Below are 14530 nucleotides of genomic sequence, written 5' to 3'. Positions count from 1 at the left end.
GCCGGTGACGGATCGGCGGCACGGGCGTTACACCGCGATCAGGAAGTCCTCACCGGTCAGGTCCGGGTGCTGCCAGGAGTGCCGCCGGGTTTGACCGGACCGGGCATGGCGAGGGGCGCGAGGATCGCGAGCAGCACGGCGGGCACGACGAATGCGGCGGCCGGGTCGGCGGTGTAGACAGGCGTGACGACGAGCGGGGCGGCGGCACCTCCACCGAAGCGGAAGGACTGGACGACCGACACGGCGCCGCCGCGGTTACCGCCGGGATCGCCGAGCACCGCGGTGTTGACGCCGACCAGGATGCATTGCGAGGCGAGGCCGGCGAGGAACCATGCTCCGGCGACGACGGCGATGCTCGGCACGGTGCCCACGGTCACGACGAGGGCGGCGCCGCTCAATGCGCCGAGCAGCACGGTGCGCCGCGCGCCGATGCGGTCGATGAGCATGCCGACGTGCCGGGAGGTGAGGATGCCGGCGACGCCGAAGGCGGTGAGCAGCGCGCCGCGTTGGGCGGGGGTGAGGCCGAAGGTGTCTTCGGCGCGGAAGGCGAGCAGGAAGCCGAGCCCGCCGAGGGCGCCCCAGCCGAGGAGCGCGACGAGGCCGATGCGGAGCACGCGCGGTGTCAGGGCATCGCGCAGGCGGGCGGTGGTGTCGTCGGTGGTGTCGCTGCGGAGCGTGTCGGGCAGTCCGATCGCGGCGAGGACGAGAGCGGCGGCGGCGAGCACGACGAAGGCCCATCTCCAGCTGAACTCGGCCGCGATCCCTCCGATGAGGGGTGCGACGGCCTGTCCGGCGGCCTGCATGGCGCCGAAGAGCCCGAGGGCTCGGCCGAGGCGGACCCGGGGGACCAGGCCGGCGAGCGCCGCCAGGAGCAGCGGTGTGGTGAAGGCGTTGGCGGCGCCCTGGAGCATGCGGGCGCCGAGCAGCAGTTGCAGTGTCGGTGCGAGTGCGGCGGCGATCGAGACGACGGCGTAGGCGAGGTAGGCGGTGCGAACGGTGCGGGCGCGGCCCCAGCGGGCGCCGAGGGTTCCGGAGAACAGCATGGCCGCGGCGAAGACGCCGAGGTAGGCGGTGACGGTGGTGGCCGCGGTGCCGGCGGTGACGCCGGTGTCGGCTCCGATCTCGGGGAGCATGGAGATGACCACGCTGCCGCCGAACGGGCCGAGGAATCCCCCGGCGTAGAGGGCGGCGTGGGGCAGACGCGCGCGCAGCCCGGTCACTGGGCGAAGCCGCCCGGGCCCCTCCGGCGCAGATATTTTTCGAATTCGGCGGCGATGGCGTCGCCGTCGATCTTGGCGATGGCATCGGAGATGTCGGTTTCGGCATCGCCGCGTTCTTCGAGGCTGCGGATGTAGTCGGCGATGTCTTCGTCGTCGTCGGTCATCTCGGTGACGGTCTGTTCCCATTCTTCGGCGAGGACGGGAAGTTCACCGAGGGGCACTTCGAGGTCGAGGACGTCTTCGACGCGGCGCAGCAGGGCGACGGTGGCCTTGGGGTTGGGGGGGTTGGATACGTAGTGCGGGACGGCGGCCCAGAAGGAGACGGCGGGCACGCCGGCGCGGACGCAGGCGTCCTGCAGGATCCCGGTGATGCCGGTGGGTCCTTCGTAGCGGGATTTTTCGAGGTTGAAGCGTTTCGCGGCGTCGGTGCTGTAGGCGGTGCCGGTGACGGGGACGGGCCTGGTGTGGGGGGCGTCGGCGAGCAACGCGCCGAGCAGGACGACGGTGTGGACACCGATTTCGTCGACGAGTTCGAGGATGGCGTCGCAGAAGCTGCGCCAGCGCATGTTCGGTTCGATGCCGCGCAGCAGCACGATGTCGCGCTCACTGCCGGGTGGGGAGCAGACGGACAGGCGGGTCGCGGGCCAGTCGATTTCGCGGGTGACACCGTCGACGAGCCGCACCTGCGGCCGGTTGACCTGGTAGTCGTAATACTCTTCGGAATCCAGTTCGGCGAAGGGTTCGGCGTCCCAGATCAGTTCGAGGTGCTCGACGGCTCCGGTGGCGGCGTCCGCGGCGTCGTTCCATCCTTCGAACGCGGCGACGAGGATCGGATCGCGGAGGACAGGAACGTCCTGGTCCGCGGGCTCGGGGAACTCACTTGCACTCACCAGTCCAGCCTACGGCCAGGCCCGGTTGGTGCGCCCACTAGTCTGGTGGCCATGTCCACCCCACTGCATTCTGCCCTGCTCGATGCGCTGTCGCAGCGCGTTGTCATCGGAGATGGGGCGATGGGCACCATGTTGCAGGCCGCGGATCTGTCGCTGGACGATTTCCGCGGCTTGGAAGGGTGCAACGAGATTCTCAACGAGTCTCGGCCCGATGTGATCCGTGGGATTCACCGGGCGTACTTCGAGGCGGGCGCGGATATCGTCTCGACGAACACCTTCGGTTGCAACCTGCCCAATCTCGCCGATTACGACATCTCCGACCGCATCCGTGACCTGTCCGAACGTGGAACCCGTCTGGCCCGGGAGGTGGCGGACGAGATGGGTCCGTCGAGCGACGGCATGGCCCGGATGGTGTTCGGGTCGATGGGGCCGGGCACGAAGCTGCCCACGCTGGGCCATGCCCCGTTCGCGACGCTGCGCGACGCCTACGGTGAGGCGGCGCTGGGCATGCTCGACGGTGGTGCGGACGCGATCCTCATCGAGACCTGCCAGGATCTGTTGCAGGCCAAGGCCGCGATCGTGGGCAGTCGCCGCGCGATGGAGCAGGCCGGTCGCCGCATCCCGATCGTGGTGCATGTCACGGTGGAGACCACCGGGACGATGCTGCTCGGGTCGGAGATCGGGGCGGCGCTGACGGCGCTCGAGCCGCTCGGTATCGATCTGATCGGGCTGAACTGTGCGACGGGTCCGGCGGAGATGAGTGAGCATCTGCGGTATCTGTCGCAGCATGCGCGGATTCCGGTGTCGGTGATGCCCAATGCGGGTCTGCCGGTACTGGGGAAGAACGGTGCCGAGTATCCGTTGCAGCCCGCGGAGTTGGCGGCGGCGCTGGCCGGGTTCGTCTCGGAGTTCGGGTTGGGGCTGGTCGGTGGGTGCTGCGGGACCACGCCGGAGCACATTCGGCAGGTGGCGCAGGCGGTGCGCGAGGTGGTGCCGGCGGTGCGGCAGCCCGAGCACGAGCCTGGGGTGTCGTCGTTGTATTCGACGGTGCCGTTCGCGCAGGACGCGTCGATCCTGATGATCGGTGAGCGCACCAACACGAACGGGTCGAAGGCGTTCCGGGAGGCCATGTTGGCCGCGGACTGGGAGAAGTGCCTGGACATCGCCAAGGATCAGATCCGCGACGGTGCGCACATGCTGGATCTGAACGTGGACTACGTCGGCCGGGACGGGGCGGCGGACATGGCGGAGTTGGCGGGCCGGTTCGCGACGGCGTCGACGTTGCCGATCATGATCGACTCGACGGAGCCGGACGTGATCCGGGCCGGTCTCGAGCATCTCGGTGGACGTTGCGCGGTGAACTCGGTGAACTACGAGGACGGGGCCGGTCCCGGGTCGCGGTTCCAGCGGATCATGGAATCGGTGGTCGAACACGGTGCCGCGGTGGTGGCGTTGACGATCGACGAGGAGGGGCAGGCGCGCACCGCCGAGCACAAGGTGCGGATCGCGGAGCGGTTGATCACGGATCTGACGCAGAACTGGGGTCTCGACCCCGCCGACATCATCGTCGACGCGTTGACGTTCCCGATCTCGACGGGGCAGGAGGAGGTGCGGCACGATGCGATCGAGACGATCGAGGCGATCCGCGAGCTGCACCGCCGGCACCCGGAGATTCATTTCACGTTGGGTGTGTCGAATGTGTCGTTCGGTCTGAACCCGGCGGCCCGGCAGGTGCTGAACTCGGTGTTCCTGCACGAGTGCACCGAGGCGGGCCTCGACACGGCGATCGTGCATGCGTCGAAGATCCTGCCGATGGCGCGGATCCCCGACGAGCACCGGCAGGTGGCCCTGGATCTGGTGTACGACCGCCGCGCCGAGGGGTACGACCCGCTGCAGAAGCTGATGGAGTTGTTCGAGGGGGTCTCGGCGGCGTCGGCGCGCGAATCGCGCGCGCAGGAGCTGGCGGCGTTGCCGTTGTTCGAGCGGCTCGAGCGGCGCATCGTCGACGGCGAGCGCAATGGTCTCGACGACGATCTGGCCGAGGCGATGCAGACGGTGCCGCCGCTCGAGATCATCAACGAGACGTTGCTGTCGGGGATGAAGACGGTCGGGGAGCTGTTCGGTTCCGGGCAGATGCAGTTGCCGTTCGTGTTGCAGTCCGCGGAGGTCATGAAGGCTGCCGTGGCGTATCTCGAGCCGCACATGGAGGCCACCGACGACGACGGCAAGGGCCGGATCGTGCTGGCCACGGTCAAGGGCGACGTGCACGACATCGGGAAGAACCTGGTCGACATCATCTTGTCGAACAACGGGTACGAGGTGGTCAACCTCGGCATCAAGCAGCCGATCGCGACGATCCTCGACGCCGCGGTGGACAAGCGGGCCGATGTGATCGGCATGTCCGGGTTGCTGGTGAAGTCGACGGTGGTGATGAAGGAGAACCTCGAGGAGCTCAATGCCCGCGGGGTGGCGGAGCAGTTCCCGGTGTTGCTCGGCGGGGCCGCGCTGACCCGCGGGTATGTCGAGAACGACCTGGCCGAGGTGTACGAGGGGGAGGTGTCCTACGCCCGCGACGCGTTCGAGGGTCTGTCGCTGATGGATCGGGTGATGGCGATCAAGCGCGGTGAGGGCCCGGATCCGAACAGTCCGGAGGCACTCGAGGCCGCCCGCAAGGCCGCCGAGCGCAAGGAACGGCACGAACGCAGCAAGCGTATCGCCGAGAAGCGCAAGGCCGCCGAGACCCCGGTGGTGATCCCCGAACGCAGCGACGTCGCGGCGGACCTGCCGGTCCCGACCCCGCCGTTCTGGGGCACCCGGCTGGTCAAGGGCATTGCCCTCGCGGAGTACGCGTCGCTGATCGACGAGCGTGCCTTGTTCCTGGGGCAGTGGGGACTGCGTGGGCAGCGCGGCGGGGACGGCCCGACGTACGAGGAACTCGTCGAGACGGAGGGCCGGCCGCGGTTGCGGTATTGGCTCGACCGGTTGTCGACCGAGAATGTGGTGCAGCACGCCGCGGTGGTGTACGGCTACTTCCCGGCGGTGTCCGAGGGGGACGACGTGGTGGTGCTCACCGAGCCGCACCCCGATGCCCCGGAGCGGTACCGGTTCACGTTCCCGCGTCAGCAGCGGCCGCGGTTCCTGTGCATCGCCGATTTCGTGCGGTCGCGGGCGGAGGCGCAGCGCACCGGGCAGGTCGATGTGTGGCCGTTCCAGCTGGTGACGATGGGGCAGCCGATCGCGGATTTCGCGAACGAGCTGTTCGCGGCGAATGCGTATCGGGATTATCTCGAGGTGCACGGGATCGGGGTGCAGCTGACCGAGGCGCTCGCCGAGTACTGGCATCGTCGGGTCCGGCAGGAGCTGGCGTTCGCCGAGGGCGGCACCGCGGCCGACGATGATCCCGACGAGGTCGCCGGGTACTTCGACCTGGCGTATCGGGGCGCCCGGTTCGCCTTCGGGTACGGGGCGTGCCCGAATCTCGAGGACCGCGTCAAGCTCGTCGAGCTGCTCGAGGCGGAACGGATCGGGGTGGAGTTGTCGGAGGAGTTGCAGTTGCATCCCGAGCAGTCCACCGATGCGTTCGTGCTGCACCATCCGGAGGCCAAGTACTTCAATGTCTGATCAGCTGGATGCGGGGTGCAGCGCACCGGTCGTGCCGTCCGCCACGCTGCGGGCGGTGCTGTGGGACATGGACGGCACCCTGCTCGAATCGGAGCAGTTGTGGGACATCGGGATGCGGGAGTTGTCGCTGCATCTGGGTGGTCCGATGTCCGAGCAGACGCGGATCTCGACGATCGGCGGGCCGCTCGACCTGTCGGTGTGGCGCACGTTCGCCGGTCTCGGTCTCGAACCGACCCCCGACGAGCAGACCGCGGCCGAGGATTGGCTCAACGCGCACATGGCCGGGCTGTTTGCGCAGGGGTTGCCGTGGCGTCCCGGTGCCCGGGCGGCGCTGGGGACGGTGCGCGCCGCGGAACTCGGGCAGGTGCTGGTGACCAACACGGGCCGGCGGCTGTGCGATGTCGCCCTCGACACGCTCGGTCGTGAGCATTTCGATCACACCGTCTGTGGCGACGAGGTACCGGCGGGCAAACCGGATCCGGCGCCGTACCTGCGGGCCGCGGAGCTGCTCGGGCTTGCCCCGGCGCAGTGCCTGGCGATCGAGGATTCGCCGACCGGTGCCGCGGCGGCGGACGCGGCGGGGTGCGCGGTGCTGGTCGTGCCGTCGCTGGTGGAGGTGCCCGGGTCGCCGCGTCGGGTGTTCCGCTCGTCGCTCGAGGGGCTCACCGTGGCGGATCTGCGCGAGTACCACGGCTCCGGCGGGCGCTGACGGTGGCGATCCCGAAGATTGTGCTGTTCTACAAGTTCGTGTCGCTGCCGGATCCGGACGCGGTCCGGTTGTGGCAGCACACCCTCGCGTCCGCGCACGGACTGACCGGCCGGATCCTGCTCTCCGAGCACGGCATCAACGGCACCGTCGGCGGCGACCTCACCGACGTGAAGAAGTATGTCCGTGGCCTGCGGAGCTATCCTGCGTTCCGCGACATCGACATCAAGTGGGCGGACGGCACCGGCCACGATTTTCCGCGGCTGTCGGTGCGGGTGCGCCCGGAGATCGTCACGTTCGGGGCGCCCGGCGAGCTCGCGGTCGATGAGCGGGGCATCGTCGGTGGCGGTACGCATCTGTCGCCGCACGCGGTGCACGCGTTGATCTCCGACCGCGACGACGTGGTGTTCTTCGATGGCCGTAACCGGTTCGAGGCGCAGATCGGGAGGTTCCGCGACGCGGTGGTGCCGCAGGTGCAGACCACCCGTGAGTTCGTGGCCGAGCTCGACAGCGGCCGCTACGACCATCTCAAGTCGCGGCCGGTGGTGACGTACTGCACCGGTGGGGTGCGTTGCGAGGTGCTGTCGGCGTTGATGCGCAACCGCGGGTTCGAAGAGGTGTATCAGCTCGACGGGGGCATCGTCCGCTACGGCGAGACGTTCGGCGACGCCGGCCTGTGGGAGGGGTCGCTGTACGTGTTCGACGGCCGGATGAACGTCGAATTCAGCGAGGACGCCACCATTCTGGGCCGGTGTGCGCTGTGCGAGGCGCCCACCTCGCGGTACCGCAACCATCCGGACATCAACGGGCGGGAGCTGACCTTGGTGTGCGAGGGCTGCGTGCCCGACCCCGTCGGGAGCTGACGGTGGCGGCGGCGCCGCTGCCGGTGCGCGACGGTCTCGGCCCGGACCGGGTGCGGATGCCGGCCGGGTCGGGGCCGGTCACCGTCGTCGACTATCTGCTGGCCGCGCATCCCGGCGAGGACTGGGCCGCGCACATCGCGGCGGGCGAACTCGTCGACGAACACGGCCGGCGCATCGACGTGCACACCCGGTATCAGCCGACCCGGTTCGTGTACTTCTACCGGGAACCGGTCCCGGAGATCCCGGTGCCGTTCCCGATCGAGGTGCTCTACCGCGACGAGGGCCTGCTGGTGGTGGACAAGCCGCATTTCCTGGCGACGATTCCGCGCGGGGCGCACATCCGGGAATCGGTGGTGGTGCGGTTGCGGCGGGAGCTGGAGCTGCCCGAGCTGGTGCCGGTGCATCGGCTCGACCGGATGACGGCGGGCGTGCTGCTGTGCACGACCGATCCGGTGTTGCGCCGCCCCTACCAGGCCCTGTTCGAGCAGCAACGCGTCCGCAAGGTGTACGAGGCGATCGCCGGGTACCGCGACGATCTGGTGTTCCCGCGGGTGGTGCGCACCCGGATCCGGAAGCGGCACGGCGAGCTCACCGCGGTGCACGAGCCGGGCGAGCCGAACTCCGAGACCCGCATCGAACTGCTCGAGCGCCGCGGCGGCCGGGCCCGGTACCGGCTGCATCCGCGGACCGGGCGCACCCACCAGTTGCGGCTGCACCTGGCGTCGCTGGGGGTGCCGATCGTCGGCGACAACTTCTACCCGGTCTTCGAGCGCCGCGCGCCGGCCGCGTTCACCGATCCGTTGCGGTTGCTGGCGCGCAGTCTCGAGTTCACCGATCCGCGGACCGGGCGGGTGCGCCGGTTCGACAGCGGCCGGGTCCTCGAGTTCTGAGCGCTGCCGGTGGTGTGGTGGCCGGGGAGGGGCGGTGGGGCACGGCATGAAACAATCAACCCCCGTGAAGACCTTCGATTCCCTGTTCGCCGAGCTGTCCGAGCGTGCCGTGACCCGTCCCGAGGGCTCCGGCACCGTCGCCGCGCTGGATGCCGGTGTCCATGCGCAGGGCAAAAAGGTGATCGAGGAGGCCGGCGAGGTGTGGATCGCCGCGGAGTACCAGACCGACGAGGAGCTGGCCGAGGAAATCTCCCAGCTGCTGTATTGGGTGCAGGTGCTGATGGTGGGGCGGGGATTGAAGCTCGAGGACGTCTACAAGCATCTGTGACGGCCGGTGCGCGGTCCCTGCGGGGACCGGGCGCCGTCCGTGCCGTCGATTTCCTCCTGCCTGTCCTGCTTTGCCGAAAGGATCTTGTCCCATGCTGCGCGTTGCCGTCCCCAACAAGGGTTCGCTGTCCGAGTCCGCCGCCGAAATCCTGCAGGAGGCCGGGTATCGCCGGCGCACCGATTCGCGGGATCTGACCGTGATCGACCCGATCAACGAGGTCGAGTTCTTCTTCCTGCGCCCGAAGGACATCGCGATCTACGTCGGGTCCGGGGAGCTGGATCTGGGCATCACCGGCCGCGACCTGTCGCTCGATTCGGGGGCGCCCGTCGTCGAGCGGTTGGCGTTGGGGTTCGGGACGTCGAGTTTCCGGTATGCCGGTCCGAAGGGCCGTGATTGGAAGGTCGAGGATCTGCAGGGGCTGCGGATCGCCACCTCGTACGCGAACCTGGTGCGCCGCGACCTCGCCGCGCGCGGGCTCGAGGCCACGGTGATCCGGCTCGACGGGGCGGTGGAGATCTCCATTCAGCTCGGGGTGGCCGATGCGATCGCCGATGTCGTCGGGTCCGGTCGCACGCTGCGCCAGCACGATCTGGTGGCGTTCGGGGAGTCGCTGTGCGATTCGGAGGGGGTGCTCATCGAGCGGGAGGGCTCGGCTCGGGACGACCGGGCCCGCAATCAGCTCATCGCCCGGCTCGAGGGTGTGGTGTTCGCGCAGCAGTACGTGATGATCGACTACGACTGCCCGAAGCAGTTGCTCGACGAGGCCGTGAAGATCACGCCGGGGCTCGAGTCGCCGACGATTTCGCCGCTGGCCAACGAGGATTCGGTGGCGGTGCGGTCGATGGTGCCGCGCAAGGGCCACAACGCGGTGATGGATCGGCTGGCGGAGCTGGGGGCGCGGGCGATTCTGGCGAGCAACATCCGGTCCTGCCGCGCGATGCGCGGCGCCGAGTAACGCGTTCGACTCCCCGGTGTTTGGTGCGGTCCTGCTTCAGCGGGGCCGCACCTGCACGTTCTGGGTGATCCGGCCGAGCGGGCCGGTTTCGTCGTAGAGCACGCCGGTGGTCATGCCGACGCCGTCGGGGCCGACGGAGGTTTCGGCGGCGATGCCGGTCCAGTCGCTGTCGGGCGCCCGGAACAGGTGCACGGTCAGGTCGGTGTTGAGGAACAGCCAGTGCCGGGGGTCGAGCTTGGATCCGATGCCGTTGGCGACGTCGGCGACGGTGAACAGCCGCTCGACGACGGTGGGGGTTTCGCCTTCGACGAGCGCGACGTCGGTGCGCAGCCACGCCGCGGACGGGCCGGGGACTCCGAACGGGACGACGATGCGCCAGTCGAGGGTGTCGATGTAGCCGGTGAACGACGAGAAGACGCCGGCCATGTCGGTGCGTTCGGTCTCGGCGACCGGTGTCAGCGGGGGTTCGGAGGTGCGCGCCACGTCGGGCAGGTCGACGGTTTCGAGGCGCCAGGCGGTGCCGCGCGCGACGGCGCGGCGGGTGCCGTCGGGGGCGGTGGCCCAGAGTTCGGCGACGACGAGTTCGATTTTGCGGCCGGGCCGGTCGATCCAGGAGCGGACTTCGATGTCGGTGAGGGGGACGGGGCCGAGCAGGTCGATGGTGATGCGGGTCAGTCGGGTGCCGGGGCGGGGGGTGTGGCGTTCGAGGGCGCGGGTGAGCAGCGCGGACGGCGGCGCACCGTGCTGGAGGTCGTCGCCCCAGGTGCTGACGGTGTGTCGCGTGGGCCGAAAATGTTCGACGCGCACCGCCGGTGTCGATTCCGGATCGGTTGCGGTGCGGGTATTTTCGTGGATCGGTACGAAATACGCCGCGTCGCTCACTGGGGTGTCTCCTCCGGATCGGGGTTCGGGGGCCCGCCTCGGCGGGCGCGTCCTGCGCCTGATGATTGCACCCGCGTCGGCGCGGCCCGGTGGGTGGGGTGCGGTGGGGCACCTGGCAGGCTGTGCCGGGGGTCCGGCGCGGTGCCGGGCCCGTGCGGACGGCGCAGCAGGTCGATGAAGGTGGGCACGGCGATGGCAGTAGGCGGACTCGGGCGCAGCGGACCGTTCGAGGTCGGGGACCGGGTGCAGTTGACCGACGCCAAGGGCCGCAAGTACACGGTGGTGCTCGAGCCGGGCAAGGAGTTCCACACCCATCGGGGTGGGATCGTGCACGACGATCTGATCGGCACCGACGAGGGTGTGGTGGTGACCTCGACGAACGGCACCCCGTATCTGGCGTTGCGGCCGCTGCTGGTGGACTACGTGATGTCGATGCCGCGCGGGGCGCAGGTGATCTACCCCAAGGACGCGGCGCAGATCGTGCAGGAGGGCGACATCTTTCCGGGGGCGACGGTGCTCGAGGCGGGCGCCGGATCCGGGGCGTTGACGTGTTCGCTGCTGCGGGCGGTGGGGCCGGCCGGCCGGGTGATCTCGTACGAGGTGCGGGCCGATCATCTCGAGTACGCCGAGCGCAACGTCGATACGTTCTTCGGGGCGCGGCCGGAGAACTGGTCGACGGAGCTGGCGGATCTGGCGGATTACGACCTCGACCGGCACGGCCGGGTCGATCGGGTGGTGCTCGACATGCTGGCGCCGTGGGATGTGCTCGAGACGGTGAAGGCGGCGCTGGTGCCCGGTGGGGTGCTGATGGTGTACGTGGCGACGACGACGCAGCTGTCGCGGGTGGTGGAGGCGTTGCGGGAGCAGACCTGTTGGACGGAGCCGCGGGCGTGGGAGTCGATGGTGCGCGGCTGGCATGTGGTGGGGTTGGCGGTGCGGCCCGAGCATCGGATGCAGGGCCACACGGCGTTTCTGGTCAGTGCGCGGCGATTGCAGGACGGGGTGACCACCCCGAAGCCGCAGCGCCGGCCCAGTAAGGGCTGAGCCGGCGCCGCGTCGGAGCGCGGGCGTCTAGTGGCAGCCGAGGCGGCCCATGCTCAGCATCGAGCAGGCGCTCTCGTCGGCGATGACCCAGGTGCCGTCGACCTGCTCGAAGGTCAGCGGCATGGGTGCGCCGCCGTGCGGGCCGGTGACCTCGGTGGTGGCGGTGGTGGCCGGCGTCGAGGTGGTGGGGGCGTCGGCACCGGCGGTGCCGGAGTTCGTCGAGCCGCAGGCCGACAGCAGGGCCAGTGCGGCGATCACGGCGGCGACCCGGGGGCGCGAATGCTCACGGGGAGGTCCTTTCGGAACAGGCAGAACCTGAAAATGTTAGGTGAGCCTAACAGTAGTGTGGGGGTGAGGTCGCGCGGGGACGTGAGGGTTTCGACACCTGGCCGGAACACCCGGAATTCGTGTCGCGCTACACATTCGCCCGTGTGCCGGTAGCGTGGAATGACCGATAGTGGAGGGAGTCGCAGATGAGCTCGTCAGAGAATCCGGATTCGGTGGCGGCGGCACGAGAGATCGAGGAGATGCGCGCCGAGGTGGCGGCTCTGCGGCGTCGGCTCGCCCAACCGTCCGACGAGGTGCGCGAGCTGGAAACGCGACTCGAGTCCCTCACCGTACGCAACGGCAAGCTGCTCGAGACCCTCAAGGAGGCGCGGCAGCAGTTGATCGCCCTGCGCGAGGAGGTCGACCGGCTCGGCCAACCGCCCAGCGGGTACGGGGTGCTGCTCGCCACGTTCGAGGACAGCACCGTCGATGTGTTCACCTCGGGCCGCAAGATGCGGGTCGCGGTGTCCCCGAACCTCGAACTCGACACCTTCGCGCCGGGGCAGACCGTCCGGCTCAACGAGGCGCTGACCGTGGTCGAGGTCGGCGGCTTCGAACGGGTCGGGGAGATCACCACGCTGCGTGAACTGCTCGACGACGGCACCCGGGCGCTGGTCGTGGGTCACGCCGACGAGGAACGGGTGGTGTGGTTGGCCGCGCCGCTCGCCGCGGCGGCCGCGCGGACCCTGGACCCGGCGGTGTCCGACAGCGTCGACGAGAGCGGTGACGCCTTCAAGTTGCGCCCCGGTGATTCGCTGCTGGTCGACAGCAAGGCCGGGTACGCGTTCGAGCGCATCCCCAAGGCCGAGGTCGAAGATCTCGTGCTTGAGGAGGTCCCCGACGTCGACTACGGCGACATCGGTGGTCTGGGCCGGCAGATCGAGCAGATCCGCGACGCGGTCGAGCTGCCGTTCCTGCACAAGGATCTGTTCCGCGAGTACGCGCTGCGCCCCCCGAAAGGTGTGCTGCTCTACGGTCCGCCCGGGTGCGGCAAGACGCTCATTGCGAAGGCGGTGGCCAATTCGCTGGCCAAGAAGATCGCCGAGGCCCGCGGGGAGGATTCGAAGGAGGCGAAGTCCTACTTCCTCAACATCAAGGGTCCCGAGCTGCTCAACAAGTTCGTCGGTGAAACCGAGCGGCACATCCGGATGATCTTCCAGCGGGCCCGGGAGAAGGCCTCCGAGGGCACGCCGGTGATCGTGTTCTTCGACGAGATGGATTCGATCTTCCGCACCCGCGGGTCCGGGGTGTCCTCGGACGTGGAGACCACCGTCGTGCCGCAGCTGCTCTCGGAGATCGACGGTGTCGAGGGACTCGAGAACGTCATCGTCATCGGCGCCTCGAACCGGGAGGACATGATCGATCCGGCGATCCTGCGACCGGGCCGCCTGGACGTGAAGATCAAGATCGAACGTCCGGATGCGGAAGCGGCGCTGGACATCTTCTCCAAGTACCTGACCGACACCCTGCCGGTGCACGCCGACGACATCGCCGAATTCGGTGGCGACCGCGCCGCGTGCCTGCGCGTGATGATCGAGCGGGTCGTCGACCGGATGTACGCCGAGTCCGAGGAGAACCGCTTCCTGGAGGTCACCTACGCCAACGGCGACAAGGAGGTCCTGTACTTCAAGGACTTCAATTCCGGGGCGATGATCCAGAACATCGTCGACCGCGGCAAGAAGTACGCGATCAAGGCGGTGCTCGAAACCGGGGCGCCGGGCCTGCGGGTGCAGCATCTGCTCGATTCCATCGTCGACGAGTTCGCCGAGAACGAGGACCTGCCCAACACCACCAACCCGGACGACTGGGCCCGCATCTCCGGGAAGAAGGGCGAGCGCATCGTCTACATCCGCACCCTGGTCACCGGGAAGAACGCCAGTGCCAGCCGCGCGATCGACACCGAGTCGAACACCGGCCAGTACCTGTAACAGGAGGTCACCGGCGGTCCGGCGCCCGCGCACCGCGGCGCCGGACGGCCACCGGACGAGGGAGTGCGATGCCGCTGCCACGCGTGCTGGCCCGCCTCAACCTGGTGCTCACCAACCGGGTGACCGGACCGGTGGCCCGGTTCCTGCCGGGCACCGCCGTCGTCGAACACCACGGGCGCCGCTCCGGCCGCCGCTACCGCACCCCGGTGCTGGTGTTCCGGAACGGCGACCGGTACCGGATCGCGTTGACCTACGGCACCGACACCGATTGGGTGCGCAACGTGCGCGCCGCGGGCGGGGCGACCCTGCTCACCCGGGGCCGCCGGATACCGGTGCTCGCCCCGCGGATCGGTCACGATCCCACCGCCGGGTGGGCGCCGCCACCGGTGCGGGCGATGTTGCGGGCCGTCGGGGCACCCGACTATCTGGACTGCACCGCGGCGCCGTCTCCGGGCCGGTGAGCGCCCACCGCGCCGCTGCGGCGACCACGATCGCCTAGGCTCGAGGGCATGCAGCGGATCATCGGTATCGAGGTCGAATACGGGATCTCCTCACCCCACGACCCCACGGCGAACCCCATCCTGACCTCCACCCAGGCGGTGCTCGCGTACGCCGCCGCCGAGGGTGTGCCGCGCGCGAAGCGCACCCGCTGGGACTACGAGGTCGAATCCCCGCTGCGCGATGCCCGCGGATTCGACCTCGGACGGTTCAACGGGCCGGCCCCGATCATCGACGCCGACGAGGTCGGCGCCGCCAACATGATCCTCACCAACGGGGCGCGCTCGGTAGGGTGGAAGCCTGATGTTGTGGTGGCCGTACCGGTCGTCGACCGGGTTCGGGTGCCACCGAGAGCAGGAGGAGGTCGGCGGCTATGGC

General features: G+C 69.3%; 14 protein-coding genes. 10 read left to right on the top strand and 4 right to left on the bottom strand.

The window, feature by feature from the left end; genetic code table 11:
• Positions 1-56: 56 nt before the first annotated feature.
• Positions 57-1220, bottom strand: coding sequence for an MFS transporter (locus Q8814_RS10220; RefSeq protein WP_330151900.1), 1164 nt, complete (start codon positions 1218-1220; stop codon positions 57-59).
• On the bottom strand, positions 1217-2110 hold the full coding sequence (locus Q8814_RS10215) for a PAC2 family protein (RefSeq protein WP_330151899.1): 894 nt from the start codon (positions 2108-2110) through the stop codon (positions 1217-1219). The genes Q8814_RS10220 and Q8814_RS10215 overlap by 4 nt, the downstream gene beginning before the upstream one ends.
• A gap of 51 nt (positions 2111-2161) precedes the next feature.
• On the opposite strand from Q8814_RS10215, the gene metH reads away from it, so the two are divergent.
• The 6 genes from metH to hisG all read left to right on the top strand — a co-directional run bounded on the left by metH (position 2162) and on the right by hisG (position 9473).
• Positions 2162-5731, top strand: a complete 3570-nt coding sequence (metH, locus tag Q8814_RS10210; RefSeq protein WP_330151898.1) for a methionine synthase — start codon at positions 2162-2164, stop codon at positions 5729-5731.
• Positions 5724-6440: an HAD family hydrolase gene (locus Q8814_RS10205; protein ID WP_330151897.1), complete on the top strand. Its 717-nt coding sequence runs from the start codon at positions 5724-5726 to the stop codon at positions 6438-6440. The genes metH and Q8814_RS10205 overlap by 8 nt, the downstream gene beginning before the upstream one ends.
• 2 nt (positions 6441-6442) lie before the next feature.
• Positions 6443-7300, top strand: coding sequence for an oxygen-dependent tRNA uridine(34) hydroxylase TrhO (gene trhO / locus Q8814_RS10200; protein ID WP_330151896.1), 858 nt, complete (start codon positions 6443-6445; stop codon positions 7298-7300).
• Positions 7301-7302: 2 nt separating this feature from the next.
• Complete coding sequence (locus Q8814_RS10195; RefSeq protein WP_330151895.1) at positions 7303-8190, top strand: pseudouridine synthase; 888 nt, start codon at positions 7303-7305, stop codon at positions 8188-8190.
• 46 nt (positions 8191-8236) lie between these two features.
• A complete protein-coding gene (locus Q8814_RS10190) occupies positions 8237-8518 on the top strand; it encodes a phosphoribosyl-ATP diphosphatase (protein ID WP_330151894.1) in 282 nt (93 codons plus the stop codon).
• Positions 8519-8609: 91 nt separating this feature from the next.
• The gene (hisG, locus tag Q8814_RS10185) at positions 8610-9473 is read left to right on the top strand and encodes an ATP phosphoribosyltransferase (RefSeq protein WP_330151893.1); all 864 of its coding nucleotides are present in this window, start codon (positions 8610-8612) and stop codon (positions 9471-9473) included.
• Positions 9474-9509: 36 nt separating this feature from the next.
• Here the strand turns inward: hisG and Q8814_RS10180 are convergent, their stop codons facing one another.
• Complete coding sequence (locus Q8814_RS10180) at positions 9510-10355, bottom strand: thioesterase family protein (RefSeq protein ID WP_408015875.1); 846 nt, start codon at positions 10353-10355, stop codon at positions 9510-9512.
• A gap of 192 nt (positions 10356-10547) precedes the next feature.
• Between Q8814_RS10180 and Q8814_RS10175 the strand changes: the two genes are divergently transcribed.
• Positions 10548-11399, top strand: a complete 852-nt coding sequence (locus Q8814_RS10175) for a tRNA (adenine-N1)-methyltransferase (protein ID WP_330151892.1) — start codon at positions 10548-10550, stop codon at positions 11397-11399.
• A gap of 27 nt (positions 11400-11426) precedes the next feature.
• Here Q8814_RS10175 and Q8814_RS26535 read toward each other — a convergent pair whose 3' ends face one another.
• Positions 11427-11657: a hypothetical protein gene (locus Q8814_RS26535; RefSeq protein WP_408015874.1), complete on the bottom strand. Its 231-nt coding sequence runs from the start codon at positions 11655-11657 to the stop codon at positions 11427-11429.
• Between the two features lie 215 nt (positions 11658-11872).
• Between Q8814_RS26535 and arc the strand changes: the two genes are divergently transcribed.
• From arc to Q8814_RS10155, 3 genes are all read left to right on the top strand, one after another.
• Positions 11873-13654, top strand: a complete 1782-nt coding sequence (gene arc, locus Q8814_RS10165) for a proteasome ATPase (RefSeq protein ID WP_330151891.1) — start codon at positions 11873-11875, stop codon at positions 13652-13654.
• A 68-nt stretch (positions 13655-13722) separates the two neighbouring features.
• Positions 13723-14115, top strand: a complete 393-nt coding sequence (locus tag Q8814_RS10160) for a nitroreductase family deazaflavin-dependent oxidoreductase (protein WP_330151890.1) — start codon at positions 13723-13725, stop codon at positions 14113-14115.
• Positions 14116-14163: 48 nt separating this feature from the next.
• On the top strand, positions 14164-14530 hold a 367-nt coding region (locus Q8814_RS10155; protein ID WP_330151889.1), incomplete at its 3' end, for a proteasome accessory factor PafA2 family protein.

It is taken from the genome of Rhodococcus chondri (assembly GCF_036327435.1).
GTDB lineage: Bacteria > Actinomycetota > Actinomycetes > Mycobacteriales > Mycobacteriaceae > Rhodococcus > Rhodococcus chondri.
This window is presented reverse-complemented; position numbering and strand designations above follow the sequence as displayed.